This window comes from Halomonas sp., from assembly GCF_029263665.1.
Lineage (GTDB): Bacteria > Pseudomonadota > Gammaproteobacteria > Pseudomonadales > Halomonadaceae > Halomonas.
Window position 1 is genome coordinate 74579 of sequence record NZ_JAJUFQ010000015.1, and the last position, 16003, is coordinate 90581.

At 57.5% G+C, this 16003-nt stretch carries 15 protein-coding genes; 11 read left to right on the forward strand and 4 right to left on the reverse strand.

Going from position 1 to position 16003, the window contains the following annotated elements; genetic code table 11:
* Positions 1-3 precede the first annotated feature (3 nt).
* Positions 4-1134 (forward strand): molybdenum ABC transporter ATP-binding protein, encoded by a 1131-nt coding sequence (gene modC, locus Q1K07_RS14655; RefSeq protein ID WP_300312305.1) that lies wholly within the window; start codon positions 4-6, stop codon positions 1132-1134.
* Between the two features lie 40 nt (positions 1135-1174).
* Here modC and Q1K07_RS14660 read toward each other — a convergent pair whose 3' ends face one another.
* Positions 1175-2377, reverse strand: a complete 1203-nt coding sequence (locus Q1K07_RS14660; protein ID WP_300312308.1) for an MFS transporter — start codon at positions 2375-2377, stop codon at positions 1175-1177.
* Between the two features lie 251 nt (positions 2378-2628).
* On the opposite strand from Q1K07_RS14660, the gene Q1K07_RS14665 reads away from it, so the two are divergent.
* Positions 2629-2982 carry a hypothetical protein gene (locus tag Q1K07_RS14665; RefSeq protein ID WP_300312311.1) on the forward strand — a complete coding sequence of 118 codons (354 nt, stop codon included), beginning with the start codon at positions 2629-2631 and terminating at the stop codon, positions 2980-2982.
* A 155-nt stretch (positions 2983-3137) separates the two neighbouring features.
* Here Q1K07_RS14665 and Q1K07_RS14670 read toward each other — a convergent pair whose 3' ends face one another.
* Positions 3138-3596: an ATPase gene (locus tag Q1K07_RS14670; RefSeq protein ID WP_300312314.1), complete on the reverse strand. Its 459-nt coding sequence runs from the start codon at positions 3594-3596 to the stop codon at positions 3138-3140.
* 532 nt (positions 3597-4128) lie between these two features.
* Between Q1K07_RS14670 and Q1K07_RS14675 the strand changes: the two genes are divergently transcribed.
* From Q1K07_RS14675 to tal, 8 genes are all read left to right on the forward strand, one after another.
* Complete coding sequence (locus Q1K07_RS14675; RefSeq protein ID WP_300312317.1) at positions 4129-4761, forward strand: LysE family translocator; 633 nt, start codon at positions 4129-4131, stop codon at positions 4759-4761.
* A 134-nt stretch (positions 4762-4895) separates the two neighbouring features.
* Complete coding sequence (locus tag Q1K07_RS14680) at positions 4896-5624, forward strand: SDR family oxidoreductase (protein ID WP_300312320.1); 729 nt, start codon at positions 4896-4898, stop codon at positions 5622-5624.
* 174 nt (positions 5625-5798) lie between these two features.
* Positions 5799-6737, forward strand: a complete 939-nt coding sequence (locus tag Q1K07_RS14685; protein WP_300312322.1) for an ABC transporter substrate-binding protein — start codon at positions 5799-5801, stop codon at positions 6735-6737.
* An 88-nt stretch (positions 6738-6825) separates the two neighbouring features.
* Positions 6826-8328: a sugar ABC transporter ATP-binding protein gene (locus tag Q1K07_RS14690; RefSeq protein ID WP_300312325.1), complete on the forward strand. Its 1503-nt coding sequence runs from the start codon at positions 6826-6828 to the stop codon at positions 8326-8328.
* A complete protein-coding gene (locus tag Q1K07_RS14695; protein ID WP_300312328.1) occupies positions 8325-9305 on the forward strand; it encodes a ribose ABC transporter permease in 981 nt (326 codons plus the stop codon). Before Q1K07_RS14690 ends, Q1K07_RS14695 begins: the two co-directional genes overlap by 4 nt.
* A gap of 44 nt (positions 9306-9349) precedes the next feature.
* Positions 9350-10966 carry an FGGY-family carbohydrate kinase gene (locus tag Q1K07_RS14700; protein ID WP_300312331.1) on the forward strand — a complete coding sequence of 539 codons (1617 nt, stop codon included), beginning with the start codon at positions 9350-9352 and terminating at the stop codon, positions 10964-10966.
* Positions 10963-11694 (forward strand): SDR family oxidoreductase, encoded by a 732-nt coding sequence (locus Q1K07_RS14705; protein ID WP_300312334.1) that lies wholly within the window; start codon positions 10963-10965, stop codon positions 11692-11694. The genes Q1K07_RS14700 and Q1K07_RS14705 overlap by 4 nt, the downstream gene beginning before the upstream one ends.
* Before the next feature lie 82 nt (positions 11695-11776).
* A complete protein-coding gene (gene tal / locus Q1K07_RS14710) occupies positions 11777-12736 on the forward strand; it encodes a transaldolase (RefSeq protein WP_300312337.1) in 960 nt (319 codons plus the stop codon).
* Between the two features lie 22 nt (positions 12737-12758).
* Here tal and Q1K07_RS14715 read toward each other — a convergent pair whose 3' ends face one another.
* Positions 12759-13757, reverse strand: a complete 999-nt coding sequence (locus tag Q1K07_RS14715) for a LacI family DNA-binding transcriptional regulator (RefSeq protein WP_300312340.1) — start codon at positions 13755-13757, stop codon at positions 12759-12761.
* A 540-nt stretch (positions 13758-14297) separates the two neighbouring features.
* Between Q1K07_RS14715 and Q1K07_RS14720 the strand changes: the two genes are divergently transcribed.
* Positions 14298-14648: a hypothetical protein gene (locus Q1K07_RS14720; RefSeq protein WP_300312344.1), complete on the forward strand. Its 351-nt coding sequence runs from the start codon at positions 14298-14300 to the stop codon at positions 14646-14648.
* A gap of 74 nt (positions 14649-14722) precedes the next feature.
* On the opposite strand, the gene ampC is transcribed toward Q1K07_RS14720, so the two are convergent.
* Entirely contained in the window at positions 14723-15910 is a 1188-nt protein-coding gene (gene ampC / locus Q1K07_RS14725) for a class C beta-lactamase (RefSeq protein ID WP_300312380.1), read from the reverse strand.
* Between the last annotated feature and the right edge of the window lie 93 nt (positions 15911-16003).

The following is a 16003-nucleotide window of genomic DNA, read 5'->3' on the forward strand; positions in this document are numbered from 1 at the left end:
TTCATGCGCCGCCCCCAAGAGGCTCACCAAGGTATCCAGAAAGCATGCGATACCGTCCTGCAGCTCAATGTGCGCAAGCGCCTGGGTAACTTCGTACTGAATGCCGACCTGTCACTGCCCGGCCATGGTGTCAGCGCACTGTTCGGCGTTTCCGGCAGCGGCAAGACCAGTCTGCTGCGTCTTGTTGCCGGGCTAGATCGCCCAGACGATGGTGCCATCTATATCGGTGACCGTCCCCTCGTGGATACCCGGCGCGGAGTCTTTCTTCCGCCCCACCGCAGGCACATCGGTGTGGTCTTTCAGGAGGCTCGGTTATTTCCTCACTACCGTGTACACGGCAACCTCACTTACGGCATGCCCGCTTCGGCACAATCACGCTTCGATGATATCGTCGAATTGCTGGGTATCAGACCGCTGCTCAAGCGAATGCCAGGCACGCTTTCCGGTGGAGAGGCCCGGCGTGTCTCCATCGGCCGAGCGCTATTGACCAATCCAGAGCTTCTGTTGATGGATGAGCCTCTGACAGGGCTGGATGGTCCACGCAAGCAGGAACTCCTGCGCTACATTCTCTCGCTGACCAGCGAACTCGAAATCCCCATTGTCTATATCAGCCACGATCCCAAGGAAATCAGTGCCATCGCCGACCACCTGGTGCTGATCGAAAACGGCAGCGTCACCACCAGCGACGCCCTGGACCGGGTGCTGAATCGCATTGACCTGACGCCACAACTCGGAGGTTTCGACGCCGCCTCGGTACTCGAAACGCAGGTGAGTAGGCATGACCAGGAGTATGGGCTGACACACCTGATTCTCGATGATGGCCAGGAACTGGTCGTTCCCCGCCTTGATGCTTCACCAGGTACTCGGCTCAGGATCCGCATACCCGCCCGTGACGTGGCACTGGCACTGTCAGCTCCCCATGACACCAGCTATCGCAACCAACTCGATGCGACAATTGAACGAATCGGCACCTTGCCTGACAGTCCCGCTACGGTAGAAATCCTGCTCGTAACAGGTAACCAGCGGCTGCGCGCTCGTCTGACACGCAAATCGCATGATGAAATGGGACTGACGCAAGGCACTCCAGTAAAGGCCTTGATCCGTAGCGTGGCCTTCGACATGCGTCAGCTCTGACAATAACACCCGATGACCACGGTCGATGAAACCGCCATGGTCAGATGCCATTGTGTTGTGTCCCTGGGCCCCAAGCCAGACCAATCAAGGCGACAACACAGAAGCCTGCCCCCGCGTAGAACGTGACGGCGGCCCCCCATTGATCCCATAGAAAGCCCGCTATCACACTGGCAAACAGCATGGCGATGCCGCTGACCAGGTTGAAGAAACCATATGCCGTACCGCGCAGGTCGGCGGGTGCAGTATCAGCCACCATTCTTGCCAGCAGTCCTTGGGTGATACCCATATGCACACCCCACAACACAACGCCGGCAAGGATGACGCTCCAGTGGTCATCCACGGCAAGCACCAGGTCAGCCACCATCAGCACAACCAGGCCAAGAGCCAGCAAGCTGCGATGACTGACACGGTCAGAAAGTTCACCGAACGGATAGGCCGATAGCGCGTAGACAAGGCTCATCGCCACCATCACCAACGGCACCAGTGCGATGGGCACACCACTCTGCTGGGCGCGCAGGACCAAGAAGGCTTCACTGAAGCGGGCCAGCGCAAATACCGCACCAACCCCAACGACCCACCAATAAGGAGTCGTGAGGCGACGCAGATTCTCGCTTCGTATCGGGTTCGTGCGCTTGTCGGACGAGACGTGCGCTGGCTCATGCAAGCCAAAGATGAGCAATGCGACACTCGCCAACCCAGGAATGACAGCGACCCAGAAGACAGCACGGAAATCGTTGGCCCACAACAGCATCAGGCCGACAGCCAGCAACGGCCCAAGAAAAGCGCCTACGGTGTCGAGTGACTGGCGCAGACCAAACGCGGCCCCCCGAATGTGTGCTGGCGTCAGGTCAGCCAGCAAGGCATCACGCGGAGCCCCCCGAACCCCCTTGCCAACACGGTCGAGCAGGCGGGCAGTCAGTACAATGCCGGCAGTCGGTGCAATGGCAAACAGCGGCTTGGTCAGTGCTCCCAGCGCATAGCCGAATACGGTGAGTCCCTTGCGTTTGCCCAGGTAGTCACTCAGCACACCGGAGAACACCTTGACGATCAGTGCCGTGGACTCGGCCAGCCCCTCGACCATCCCCACCACCAAGGCACTCGCCCCCAGAGTCGTTACCATGAACAACGGCAACAGGCTGTGGACCATCTCCGATGAGATATCCATCAGCATGCTGACGAAACCCAAGATCCAGACACCCGCAGGAACTCGCTTCAGGCTGGTGCCACCTTTTTTCACTGGCATTCTTGTTGTCCCTTTTCCCTAGCCCTGATGCGTATTACCGATACCGCAATGTCTATGTTGGATGTGACTCATCATCCACTCCCCCAGACGTTTCTACCGTCCGTTTTTCCCGGTACCAGCCCTGATCAGACCCTTCATGGCAGAAATGAAGAAGTCCGTAAGCGCTTCTTAAGCCTTGGTCCATATCATTGCCATGTCACAGTGCTACACAAGGGATGTGTCAGTGCTACCCCAGAAAAGGAGTCAACACCATGGTGGCGACAGTGCAAGGTATTGACCACGTTGTGGAATCAGAAGAACTTTCGTGGCTATGCAGCTGGATAGAAGTTCATGAGCGGGAATATGATCACAATGTGCGGCGATTGCGGGCCAGGATACTGGTCGTGGTGTGTGCCCTATTGCTGCTATGGGCCACTATCGGTTTTTCACCCTCAAGCGTGGTGACTGCCTGCGCTATAGCGATCTTCTTTGCCTGCTATTCGTCAGTGTCGGCGTTCTTTGATGATTACCTTGCCAAGGGAGTCATCTCAGAAAGTCATAGTGGAATGAGTCACTTTTCTCTGGCAATCGCCACAGCCTCCATATGTCCACTCGTGCTGTGGTAGAAACACGGTCTTCGCATGTCACCCACTTGGCCAATGCCACGGGGAACACCAAAAAACATTAGAACATATTGATAGAAGTACCCTGGACGCCAGGGTGCTTCTATGAAGATTTTGCTGATATCCCAGGCTTGGCTTCCAGCTAATATTGCCGAGACTCAAAGGTCTCTTGTCAGGTTCGACTGAAAGGCCAGGCGCTTCGCCTCGTGTTCCTCCAGTCGCAAAAGATCACGAACCAAATCTCGTGCTTCAGTGATCTCGGCACGCCCTTCCAGATAGTGGTAAAGCTGGATGACCTGGTCATGAAACGAAAATATTTCCTCGCAGATCTCATCGAAGCTCATCTCGGCATAGGGCATGTTGCATTTCTGATGAGGAGCAATAGGGGTATGTGACAAGTGATCATAGACCCAGGTATGCAGGGCTTTCGGATCAGCCTGCCTCTCGAAAGCAGCTACCGTCTTCTCCAGGGTCTTCTCATGATCCGCCAGATATTCCAGTAACAACTTAGCCCGGGTTTCCTCCTTTTGGGAGGAGCAGTGCTTGAGGCACCGCGCCAAGTGGGCATGAAGTAGCCGGGTCCACTCTATTAGGTCCTGAAATGTTTCAACTTTCATGTGTTGACCTCACTATTGGAAATTCGGCTTCACCACCCTATTTGCCGAACCGCGTTAATGCATCCATTCTCGACATCGCCAGGACATCTCTTACATACAGAACAAAGTAGCAGACGCTTCCCAAACCTCCGAAAAGCAGAAAGCCTAAAGCGTGATGCCACTATTTATTGTGTATATGGATGATTTTCATGAACAAAACGGCATAGTTCTTCAACTCGGGCATTGGCCACAATGGACCACACAATCAAAAACAAGAAGTGAAACACTGCACAGTCGTCGTTGTCAGAACTGAAACAACACATCGGGAAAAACCTTTAGCTCCTTTTTCCCTCCATTCTGGACCCGAATAATATTTCTTGCAGATCACCATTATCTGCTTTTCACCAACCTGCTATAACCTTCACTCATCCGTCTGTACCTTTTCAATCAAGACGCACCCGTCCTGTCCGCCTTCTTCGTATCCGAAAAGATATTTACCTCAGCAAAACCATATGGCTGACTTGGCAGAACGCACTGATTCGGAGACATTCCCGTGGATTTCCAACTCTGGCTCACCTTCGCAACGGCCTCCATCGTTCTGCTGCTGATCCCCGGCCCCACGGTGCTGCTGGTACTGAGCTATGCCATCAGTCAGGGGCGGCAAGTGGCTTTGGCTACGGTAGCCGGCGTTGCCTTGGGGGATCTTCTCGCCATGAGCGCCTCGCTGGCCGGGCTCGGTGCGCTTGTCCTTGCATCCGCGACACTATTCACGGTGTTGAAGTGGATCGGAGCCATCTATCTCGCCTATCTTGGCATCAAGCTGTTTCGCAGCGCCCCTGCCACCGCCCTCGGCGTGTTGGCAGAGGCTCCTGTCACCACGCCCTCAAAGATATTCGCCCATTCGGCAATGGTGACCGCGCTCAACCCTAAGTCCATCGTATTCTTCATTGCCTTCGTCCCGCAATTCATCTCGCCAGAGTCGGCATTGGCTCCACAATTCGCCCTGTTGATTGCGACCTTCGTCAGCTTCGCCGCTCTCAACACTCTCGCCTATGCTCTGTTGGCGGATACCTTGCGCCAACGCATCGCACGCCCCTCGGTACTACCCCGCCTGACAAGGCTTGGCGGGGTGGCATTGGTCATCATGGGAGTGGCCACGGCAGCGGTTCGGCGTTCCACCCCCTGAACACGACGGCGCCTCCTCACTGACTAGACATTGGTCTTAACCCCGTTGATTTATTCCTCATGGGGTAGCTAGGCTGCAGAAATGTTGACGTTAACATTTCTGCAAATGCGTCCATGATAAGAGAGGAAAGAGTGATGACGAACGCATTGACCGGCAAAGTAGCCGCCATTACCGGAGCGGCATCAGGCATCGGGCTGGCCACCACCAAAGCCATGATCGCAGAAGGGGCCCGCGTGGTCCTGGTCGACCGCGATGAGGCGGCCCTGAATACCATCTGCAAGGAACTCGGTGACGCTGCCATCCCTCTGGTCATCGACCTGCTCGACCCGCAGGATTGCGCCACGCTGCTTGAACAGGTTCTGGAGAAGGCAGGTCAGCTCGATATCCTTCACGCCAACGCCGGTAGCTATATCGGCGGTGATCTGACCGATACGGATCCGGATACCATCGACCGGATGCTGAACCTGAACGTCAATGTGGTAATGAAGAACGTGCTCAATGTCCTGCCCTACATGATCGAGCGTGGCACGGGAGACATCATGGTCACGAGCTCGGTGGCAGGACATTTTCCCGTTTCCTGGGAACCGGTATATGCCTCGTCAAAATGGGCCATCAACAATTTTGTCCAGACCACGCGTCGCCAAGTCAACAAGCATGGCATTCGCATGGCTGCGGTCTCTCCTGGCCCTGTCAACAGCGCCCTGCTGGCCGATTGGCCAGAGGAAAACCTGCGCAAGGCGAAGGAGTCCGGCAGCATCATTGAACCAACCGATGTGTCCGATGCCATCATGTTCATGCTGACGCGTCCCCGTCATGTGACCATTCGTGACATGGTGGTCCTGCCCAGCAATTTTGATATGTGAATGTCTTGAATATATGAAGTGCCTGGACAGTGCCGGTCAGCATTAGACATTGGTCAAAGGTCCGTTGATTTAATTCCGAGCGCTACCTAGCCTGCAAAATGTTGACGTTAACATTTAACAGTTAGCGTAGCGTCTCACCTCGCAGCGCGATAAGAACAAACCCTGGAGCGAGCCATGAAAATCCGCGTATTCCCCGTCGCATTTCGCAACGCAGCCCTGATTGCCGCCAGCTCGGCGGTACTGGCCGCTGGTACCGCCGTTGCCGCAAAGGAGCCCTTGAAGATCGGAATGTCATTTCAAGAGCTCAACAACGAGTACTTCGTCACCATGCAGGAGGCACTCGAGAGTGCTGCCGAAAGCCTGGGCGCTGAAGTGATCACCACCGATGCCCGCCATGATGTCGCCAAGCAGGTCAGCGATGTCGAGGACATGGTCCAGCGGGGGATCGACATCCTGCTGCTCAACCCTGCCGACTCTGTCGGCGTCGAGACAGCAGTACTGGCAGCCAAGGAAGCCGGTGTCACCACTATCGCCATCGATGCCCAGGCCAATGGCCCAGTGGATGGCTTTGTCGGCTCCAAGAACTACGATGCCGGCTACAAGGCCTGTGAGTACCTGGCAGAGCAGCTCGGCGGCGAAGGCAAGGTGGCACTGCTGGATGGCATTCCGGTGGTACCGATCCTGCAGCGCATCGAAGGCTGTACGGCTGCGCTCGAGGAATACGATGGCATCGAGGTCGTCGACAAGCAGAATGGCCGTCAGGAGCGTACCCATGCCATGACGGTGACTGAAAATATGCTCCAGGCTCACCCGGATCTCGATGGCCTGTTCAGCGTCAACGACATTGGCTCACTGGGCGCCCTGATCGCTATCGAGGCCAGTGGCCAGGACGTCAAGCTGGTCAGTGTCGATGGTCACCCCGAAGCTATTGAGGCTATCAAACGTCCAGACTCGGCATTCATTGCTACCTCAGCGCAATATCCTCGCGACATGGTGCGTCTGGGTCTCGGCCTGGGCCTGTCCAAATACTGGGGTGCCAGCACTGCACCTTCGGAAATTCCCATCGACGTGAGCCTGATCGACCGCGACAAGGCTTCCGACTTCAGCTGGTAACGCCTTGTCCGTCGGTCACCCTATCCAGACGCTGACAGCGTGTGCCGCTCATGGCGGCACATGAGACTGCTGACAACGGGCACCTGCCATGACGCCATTACTTTCCTTGAAGAACATCTCGAAGTCGTTTCCTGGGGTGAAAGCCCTGCAGGATGTGTCGCTTGATGTTCACGCCGGCGAAGTCCATGCCCTGCTGGGCGAAAACGGAGCAGGCAAGTCGACGCTGATGAAGATCCTCTGCGGCATACACCGCCAGGACGAGGGCGATATCTTCATCAACGGTACACCGTGCGATTTCCATAACTACCAGGACGCCCTCCATGCGGGCGTCGGCATCATTTTCCAGGAATTCAGCCTGATTCCTCAACTGGATGCCGTGGACAATATCTTCCTGGGGCGCGAGCGGCGCAATCGCCTTGGCCTGCGCGACAAGCCCCGCATGAAGCGTGAAGCACAACACCTGTTCGAGCGCCTGAAGGTCTCGATTCCCATGGACTGCCCTGTCGGGGAGTTGAGTGTCGCGGATCAGCAGTTCATCGAAATCGCCAAGGCCCTGTCGCTGGATGCCCGTATCCTGGTCCTCGATGAACCGACGGCAACCCTGACACCCAGCGAAGCTGATCACCTGTTCTCGATCATGCGCGAGTTGCGCGAACAACAGGTCGGTATGGTGTTCATCTCCCATCATATGGAAGAGATCTTCACCATCTGTGACCGTGTCACCGTCATGCGTGACGGTGAAAAGGTAGACGACTGTGATGTCGCCTCGACCACTCCTGATGACTTGATAGAGAAGATGGTCGGCCGGCGCGTCGAGAACATCTTCCCTGAGCGCCGCTGCGATGCCGACTACAACGATGTGGTACTGGACATTGAGGCGCTGCGACTGAATGCCAAAGGTCCGGAATGCTCGTTCAAGCTGCATCGGGGAGAGATTCTCGGTTTCGCCGGCCTGGTGGGGTCTGGTCGCACGGAGCTGGCCATGGGCTTGATCGGTGCGACACGTCCTGCGCATGCCAAGGTCAGCATGGAAGGCCAGCCGGTCAAACTCCGCCACCCTGCCACAGCACTGAAACAGGGGATTGGCCTGTTGCCTGAAAGTCGCAAGACCCAGGGCCTGGTTCTGCCGTTCTCGTGCCGCGACAACATTTCCTTGAACAACCTGCCCCAGTTCCAAGGCACCCTGCCACTGATCAAGCGTCGCCTGGAGTCACGTACCGCCGCGGAGTTGATGGCATCGGTACGCGTCAAGGCACCAAGCCCTGAAACCCCGGTCAAGGACCTCAGCGGCGGCAACCAGCAGAAAGTGGTCATCGCGCGCTGGCTGGGTCACCAATGCAAGGTGTTGATCTTCGATGAGCCCACTCGCGGCATCGACGTCGGCGCGAAGTCGGAAATCTATGCCCTGATGAAAGAGCTCACCGCCCAAGGGGTCTCGATCATCATGATTTCCTCTGAACTACCCGAAGTGCTCGGTCTGTGCGACCGCGCTGCCGTCTTCTATCACGGCCGCATCGCCGCTGAACTCTCTGGCGACGAACTCAACTCACCATCCATCATGCACCATGCCACGGGGGGACTCAGCTCATGACCCAGCTCGCTTCAGCCTCCGGCACCGCCCGTCAGTCCTTCAAAACGCGACTGGCCCTCTGGCGCCGTACTCCGATCTTCTACCCACTCGTCGGTTTTATCGTTGTCTTCATCGCCATGGCGGTGATCAATGACAATTTCCTGACCGCGAGCAACCAGATCAACCTGATACGCCAGGCATCCATCATCGCGATCATCGCTGCCGGCATGAGCCTGGCGATTCTTACCGGTGGCATCGACCTGTCGGTCGGGCCTGTCATGGCACTGTCGGGGACACTCATGGCCGGCATGATGATTGCTGGCATGCCTCCGGCATTGGCCATTGTCCTGGGTCTGCTGATCGGTGCCGCCTTTGGTGCCTTCAATGGCCTTTTCGTGGCCTTCGCCGGCATGCCTCCCATCATCGTCACCCTGGCCACCATGGGTATTGCACGCGGGCTGGGGCTGATCTACACCGGTGGCTATCCCATCTCGGGCCTCCCGCCTGAATTCGCTTTCTTCGGCCGTGGCAGCCTGGCCGGCATCGAGATGCCGATCCTGATCATGATCGCGGTCTATGCATGCGGCTATGTGTTGCTCAGCCATACCGCGACAGGGCGTTACCTGTATGCCATCGGCGGCAACGAGGAAGCCACCCGGTTATCCGGCATCCGAGTGTCACGCTATAAGCTGCTGGTCTACATCCTGAGCGGAACCACTGCCGCCATCGCCGGGCTGATCCTGACCTCGCGCCTGATGAGCGGTCAGCCCAATGCGGGAGTCGGCTTCGAACTCGATGCCATCGCAGCGGTCGTCCTGGGAGGTGCCGCCATCACCGGTGGCCGCGGCATGATCCTTGGCACCCTGGTCGGGGCCATGCTGCTCGGCGTGCTCAACAACGGACTCAATCTGATGGGGGTATCGCCCTACCTTCAGAACGTCATCAAGGGGCTGATCATTCTGCTGGCCATCTACATCAGCCGTAAACGTGCGCCCTGAGCCACGACATGGCACTCCAGCAACGCAGTAAAACAGGAGATTCCATGGATACCGTCATTGGCATTGATATCGGCACCCAGAGCACCAAGGCGCTGATGATCGATCAGCATGGCCAAATCCTTACCGAGCATAGCCATGGCTACCACGTCGACACCCCTCGCCCGCTCTGGGCCGAACAGTGGCCAGAGGTATGGTGGGAGGCCGTGCTCGTCTGCCTGCGGGCCTGCCTGGCAGCCCCCGAGGTAGACCCTCAGCAGGTCAAGGGCATCTGTGTCAGCAGCCTTTATGGTGGCTCGGGCATACCGGTCGACGCCGAGATCCAGCCTCTGCACCCTTGCTTGATCTGGATGGATCGTCGGGCCGAAGCTCAGGTTCAGTGGGTGAGGGAGCATATTGATCTGCCCCGCCTGGAAGCCATCACCGGCAATGGCGTAGACAGCTATTACGGCTTCACCAAGATGATGTGGCTCAAGGCTGAGCGTCCGGACATATGGGAACAGACAAGGTTCTTGCTGCCACCCAACAGCTATATCAATTATCGGCTGAGCGGAGAGGTCGCCATCGATCATAGCTCTGCCGGCAATATAGGAGGCATCTACGACCTTGCGGCTCGCTTCTGGTCACAGGAAATGCTCGACGCCCTGAACATTGAGCGGGATAAACTGCCAACCCGGCTAGTGGATTCAGGTGACGCGACCGGAAGCCTGCTACCACAACTGGCCGCCTCGCTGGGACTGCCTGCAGGCATCCCCGTGATCGCCGGTGGCGTGGATGCCGCCATGGCCACACTGGCGGCAGGGGCTACACGCCCCGGCAACCACGTGGCCATGATCGGCACCAGCATGTGCTGGGGCCTGATCAACCCTCACGTCGATGCCGGACAAGGCTTGATCAGCATGCCGCATGTGCTCCATGGCCAGCGGGACCTGTACACCTTCGGCGGTGCCCTGACCGCCGGAGCCTCCGTCAGTTGGTTCGTCGATACCTTCTGCAACGCAGAGCAGGCCTCTGAGGATGCGAACCACAAGGCCTTCGAACAGCTCGAACCGCTGGCCAGAGAACTTCCCCCCGGCGCTGATGGCCTGCTTTTCCTGCCCTACCTGATGGGTGAGCGCAGCCCGGTATGGGATGCCCAGGCCAGTGCCGGCTTCATTGGTCTCAGCCTCTTTCATCGCCGCCATCACCTGTATCGCGCCGTCCTGGAAGGCGTCTCTTTCGCCCTGCGCCACAACATGGAAGCAGGGACTCGACAGGGGGTGGCCCTCGATCCGTACCTGATCGTCGTCGGTGGAGCCGCACGTTCGGATCTGTGGATGCAGATCATCGCCGATGTGACCCGCATGCCGGTCTATACCTACCGCGAAAATGTGGAAGCAGCCCTGGGGGCCGGGCTGCTGGCCGGAAAGGCCTGCGGCCTGTTCGAGCTTGATTCATCTCATGCTGAACAGACTACCCCTTCCGCGACGGAGCCCTTTACCACAGGCCAGCATGGCACGTTGGTCCAGCGTGCGCTCCCGTCTGACGATGCCGCGTATCGCTACGATGAACTCTTCGATCTGTACTGCCAGTTGTATCCCGCACTCAAGCCGATCATGCACCGTCTCAACGCACATACCGCCTCAAAGCACACACCACCCCAAGCGAGTGAACTCCCGGAATGAATTTCGAACTCCACAACCTGCGTATCCTGGTCACGGGCGCCACCAGCGGCATCGGACTCGATATTGCGCATGCCCTTGCCGAATTGGGCGCAAACCTGGTGCTGTTCGGTCGCGACCGCGACAAGCTTGCCGAACTCGAGACAACGCTGGGAGCCCGTGTCGAGGCACTCGACATTACTGACTCGGCGGCTGTTGCCGACGCCTTTTACGCGATGCCGCCTCTCGACGGCTTGGTCAACTGCGCCGGCATCTCGATTCTCGATGATGCCCTGAACATCAAGGCAGAGGACCTCGAGCGAATCCTTGCCACCAACGTGACGGCCAGTGCCGTGGTCACCCGTGAAGCCGCACGCAACATGGTGGAACATGACCGCTCGGGCAGCATCGTCAATGTTTCCAGTCAGGCTGCCATGGCCGCACTGCCGGGCCACCTCGGTTACTGCGCATCCAAGGCCGCCATGGATGCCATGACGCGTGTGCTATGCCTTGAGCTGGGGCCCAAAGGTATCCGCGTCAACAGCGTCAATCCGACCGTGACCCTGACACCCATGGCGGAACGCGCCTGGTCGGATCCAGCCAAGCGCGAGCCCATGTTGAACGCCATTCCCCTGGGACGTTTCGCAACCCCTCGAGAAGTCTCGCTGCCGGTGGCTTTCTTGCTCAGCCCAGCTGCCTCGATGATCAGTGGCGCTTGTCTGCCAATCGATGGGGGCTTCACATCACACTAGCCGGTCACCATATGCGGCTTTGGCTTTATTAAACCCATACGCTTTTTTAAACCCATGATTTTCTCAACTGACGGAGTTTTCTGTGCCACATCAACTCGATGCCCTCAGGCAACATTCCTTGGTCGTCGCCGATACCGGTGATCTGGAAGCGATCAAGCGCTATCGGCCTCAGGATGCCACGACCAACCCCACGCTGATCCTCAAGGCCTTCGAGCTTGCCAGCTACCAGGCATTGATCGATGAGGAATTGACAGCGTTCCGCGCCAAGTCCAGCAGCCAGGTACCAGCACATGCTGTCGATAGGCTCGCAGTGGCCATGGGCAGCGAAATTGCCAAGGTCGTGCCAGGCCGCGTATCCACCGAGGTCGCCGCTCGCCTTTCCTTCGATACCCAGGCCAGCATCCGCAAGGCCCATGAACTGGTCGAACTCTACGAGCAGCGCGGTGTATCCAGGGATCGGATATTGATCAAGCTGGCGTCCACCTGGGAAGGCATTCGTGCTGCAGAGACTCTCGAGAAAGAAGGCATTCAATGCAACCTGACCCTGCTGTTCAGCGATGCCCAGGCCCAAGCCTGCTTCGATGCCGGCGTCTTCCTTGTTTCCCCCTTCGTCGGTCGCGTCAGTGACTGGTACAAGCAGGCCACCGGGCGTGACTTCGCCCCGGATGAAGACCCAGGCGTGCAGTTCGTTCGAGGGGTCTGTCAACGCGCGCGCCAAGGTGGATATGAAACCATCGTGATGGGCGCCAGCTTCCGTACTGTCGAGCAGGTACTGGCGCTGGCCGGCTGTCCACGACTGACCATTTCACCAGCACTGCTGGAGCAATTGGCCAAGCGTCAGGGAGAAGTGAAACCGGGCAAGTCGATGGGAAGCAGCGGCGGGCCACGCCCGGTAGCACTCACCGAGTCCGAGTTCCGCTGGGGCCACAATCAAGATGCCATGGCCAATGACAAGCTTGCCGAAGGCATCCGCGGCTTTGCCGATGACCAGGATCGTCTCGAAGCCCTGATCGCCAGGCGCCTGGCCACACAGCACTCATGAGCGTGCCATTGAATTCACTGGACTAGAGCAGTAGAGAAGCCGACACCACCACCTCACGCACCTCAGCCTGAGGATCTTCGATCTGTTCAAAGAGCAGATGCACGGCTTCTCGCCCTGCTCGATAAGTGTCATGGGCCGCGCAGGGTACCGATACGTCGAAGATATCGGCATAGGGCAGGCGGTCGACACCTACCACCGTCACATGGTCCCGGGAGATGCGGGCATCGTGGAGGGCTCGCATCGCTCCCAGGGTAATCAGCTGGTTGAATCCAAAGACTGCCTCGGGCAACGCTCCCTTGCGCAGATATGCCGCCATTTCGCGATAAGCGGGCTGCAAGGTGTAATCGCCGGCTCGCTGCTCCAGCGTCAGCGCTACTCCCGCCTCTCGATAAGCGTCCTCGAAACCGGCCAGCCGTTCTAGCGAAATACGTGAATCACGTGGCCCCGTCAGCGCCAGCACATGTTGAATCCCACGCTTGGCCAGTAGCTCACCAAGCAGTCTTCCGGCGTGGCGATTGGCCAGCACCACGCGGCTGAAATCCGGGATCGCCAGGGTCCGGTCCAGCATCACCACCGGCAGCTTGGCTTGCCGCAGCCGATCGAGATAAGCCGGGCGATATTCCGCACCATCGGATACCGGAGACAGAATGATACCGGCTACCTGATAGCTGAGCAGAGTCTCGATCGCCACTTCTTCAAGCGCCGGAGAGCCATCCGTATCGATCAGCATGATGGTGTAGTGACGCCGCTTTGCTTCGCGGGAGATCGCCTTGATCACTTCGCTATAGAAAGGGTTATCGACACTGGCGGTGACCAGGCCAATCAAGCGATTCTCACGGCTACGCAGCTGACTGGCAAAAGCGTTGGGCACATAGCCCAGTTCTCGGGCCGCGGCGAGAATCTTGTCGCGAGTTTCCGGTTTGACCAGGTGAGGCTTGTTCAAGGCACGCGACACCGTCATGTTGGTCATTCCCACATGCTTGGCGATATCGGTGATGGTTACTTTGCCGCGCCTTGCCATGCCCTATCTCGGTCCCATTGCCTCAGCGGAAACTCCGCTGAAGCGACCAGAGCCAACCGCACAGGCGGATACCATGCAGGCACGTTTCGCACAGATGTTTTCCCCACAGAGAAGCGAGGCAGGCGCATATGTGCGGCCACGACCGCCGATCAGAAACGTCATCCGTTCAACCTTGTGAAACACACCAGAAAATTGGCAATTCGGAAGATCGCATCATTATGTCAGAAAGCCGCCGTAACTGCCTGGCGAAAGTCGTTCGGCGAAGATTTGCCTCATGAACTCACGGAGCCATTACAGACACCCACGAAGATATCAAATGAACCCGTCTCCTGGTTTGACAGGTTGTTCTTGCACCATTCTTTGCCAGTATCGGCAAAACGATGAAATCAACCGGCATCAGCCATGCATGAACGATAGACAGCCCACGGAAGTAAGCTAGTTTTATGGACGATATTGCCCGCTCCATCCAAGACAGAGGTAGGCGTATCGATACCGATGGTTAGATCAAGGACACATGCTAGATCATCAAGGAGGTAACACATGTCCAAGGTTCTGCAACCCACCGCTATACTATGTGCCGTGCTATTCGGCAGTTCTCTGATGCTGTCCACCATGGCGATGGCAGATAGCAGTAGTGAAGCCATGCAAGAGCAAAGGAGCGTTTTGGAAGACCAGACCAGCAAGAGCGTTCAAACTGATGTCGTCGTAGTGGAAGAAGACGCTGTGCTTCTCGAAGATGACGGCAGTATCGTGGAAGAAAGCGAAGTCATCGTCGGGGAGGAGCCAGAGGTCACTGGCCAACTGCCCGGTGACCCAGAGCTGCTGGATGAAGGTGATAGCGCTGCCCTGAAAGAGCATCGCGAGGCCATTACGCAAGACAAGCAGGAGTGAAGCAGAAGGGCTGCTAGTACTGCCAGGAACAAGGAAGGGCTCACAGACAGCCCTTCCTCCGGTATGCCGATTCTCTAACGTTCTTGAACTATCTCCTGCTCGAGGCCAGACAGGATGGCATAAGCTGCGGAAACCCGTTCTGCAATAGGGTAATTGCGGTTCGCCAGCAGCACGACGCCCAGCTCGCGGGATGGAACAAAAGCCGCATATGCGCCAAATCCATTGGTCGAGCCTGTTTTGTTCAACAGCACCTCTCCCGTAGGTACCTGGGGAGGCTCTAGGGGTTCGACCTCATGTGGTTCCAAAGCCATCTCCGCTGAGTTGCCAGCCAGCAGCTGCTCAAGTTCCAACGGATAGGGATACATCTCCCAGCCTAGTCCCTGGGTCATGTTTTCCACCTGGTAGAAACCGGTATGTGTCGTTTCGATGGCCTTGCGCAGCGGTTTATCCAGGCTTTCCGGGTGCAGGTTAACTTCTACGAAGCGCATCAGGTCTGTGGCACTGGTCTTCACACCATAGGCTTCGGCATCCAGCATGCCTGGATTCACTCGAATCGGCTGGTTTTCCTTTGAATAGCCCCAGGCATAGTGCTGTTGCTGGTCGTCCGGAACCTGGATGTAGCTGTGCGACAGGCCAAGCTGTGGAAACAACTGCTTTTCCATCAGATCGGTAAAAGGCTCACCCAGGCGCTTCGCCAACAGATAGCCGAACAGGCCAATACTCGGATTGGAATAAAGGCGATGGGATCCCGGTGCATAGTCAGGTATCCAATCACGATAATAATCGAGCATCTGCTGCTGATCAGCCACTTGCTCAGGAAACTGCAATGGCAGGCCACCAGCCGAATAGGTCACCAGCTCGAGCAGGCTGATGTCATCGAAGGCTCCTCCCGCCAGGTCAGGCCAATGACGGCTGGCCGGGTCATCCAAGGACAGTTCCCCCTCCGCCTGAGCATAGGCGCCCAAGGTCGCAGTGAGAGTCTTGCTCAGTGAGCCGATCTCGAACAGTGTCCCATCGTCCACGGGAACTTCCCGCTCGCGATCCGCCAGTCCGTAATTGAAGACACGCTGCTGTCCTTGCCAGGTGACAGCAACGGCCATGCCAGGAATATCCTGGGCCCGCATCACCGGTAGAATCGTTGCATCCACCAGAGACTTGACCTTATCGCGCCCCTCTTCCCCGGCGACAGCATGACTCGCTACCCCACAACTGGCTGCGAGCAGCAGTACAGCTGCAGCGGACATGCGGCACCACTGCTCTATCGTCACATCACGCATACTTTCGCTTCCTTGTATTGACGCTTCAAAAGACCATGAAGCCGATATGTCTCAGCAGCCCCAGGTATCAGCATTGCC

What these genes read in the sequence shown, in the direction of transcription:
- modC (WP_300312305.1), top strand. Translation starts at nt 4, where the DNA reads ATGCGCCGCCCCCAAGAGGCTCACCAAGGTATCCAGAAAGCATGCGAT.
- Q1K07_RS14715 (WP_300312340.1), bottom strand. Translation starts at nt 13,757, where the DNA reads ATGGCAAGGCGCGGCAAAGTAACCATCACCGATATCGCCAAGCATGTG.
- Q1K07_RS14705 (WP_300312334.1), top strand. Translation starts at nt 10,963, where the DNA reads ATGAATTTCGAACTCCACAACCTGCGTATCCTGGTCACGGGCGCCACC.
- Q1K07_RS14660 (WP_300312308.1), bottom strand. Translation starts at nt 2,377, where the DNA reads ATGCCAGTGAAAAAAGGTGGCACCAGCCTGAAGCGAGTTCCTGCGGGT.
- Q1K07_RS14665 (WP_300312311.1), top strand. Translation starts at nt 2,629, where the DNA reads ATGGTGGCGACAGTGCAAGGTATTGACCACGTTGTGGAATCAGAAGAA.
- Q1K07_RS14685 (WP_300312322.1), top strand. Translation starts at nt 5,799, where the DNA reads ATGAAAATCCGCGTATTCCCCGTCGCATTTCGCAACGCAGCCCTGATT.
- Q1K07_RS14670 (WP_300312314.1), bottom strand. Translation starts at nt 3,596, where the DNA reads ATGAAAGTTGAAACATTTCAGGACCTAATAGAGTGGACCCGGCTACTT.
- Q1K07_RS14695 (WP_300312328.1), top strand. Translation starts at nt 8,325, where the DNA reads ATGACCCAGCTCGCTTCAGCCTCCGGCACCGCCCGTCAGTCCTTCAAA.
- Q1K07_RS14680 (WP_300312320.1), top strand. Translation starts at nt 4,896, where the DNA reads ATGACGAACGCATTGACCGGCAAAGTAGCCGCCATTACCGGAGCGGCA.
- Q1K07_RS14690 (WP_300312325.1), top strand. Translation starts at nt 6,826, where the DNA reads ATGACGCCATTACTTTCCTTGAAGAACATCTCGAAGTCGTTTCCTGGG.
- Q1K07_RS14700 (WP_300312331.1), top strand. Translation starts at nt 9,350, where the DNA reads ATGGATACCGTCATTGGCATTGATATCGGCACCCAGAGCACCAAGGCG.
- Q1K07_RS14720 (WP_300312344.1), top strand. Translation starts at nt 14,298, where the DNA reads ATGTCCAAGGTTCTGCAACCCACCGCTATACTATGTGCCGTGCTATTC.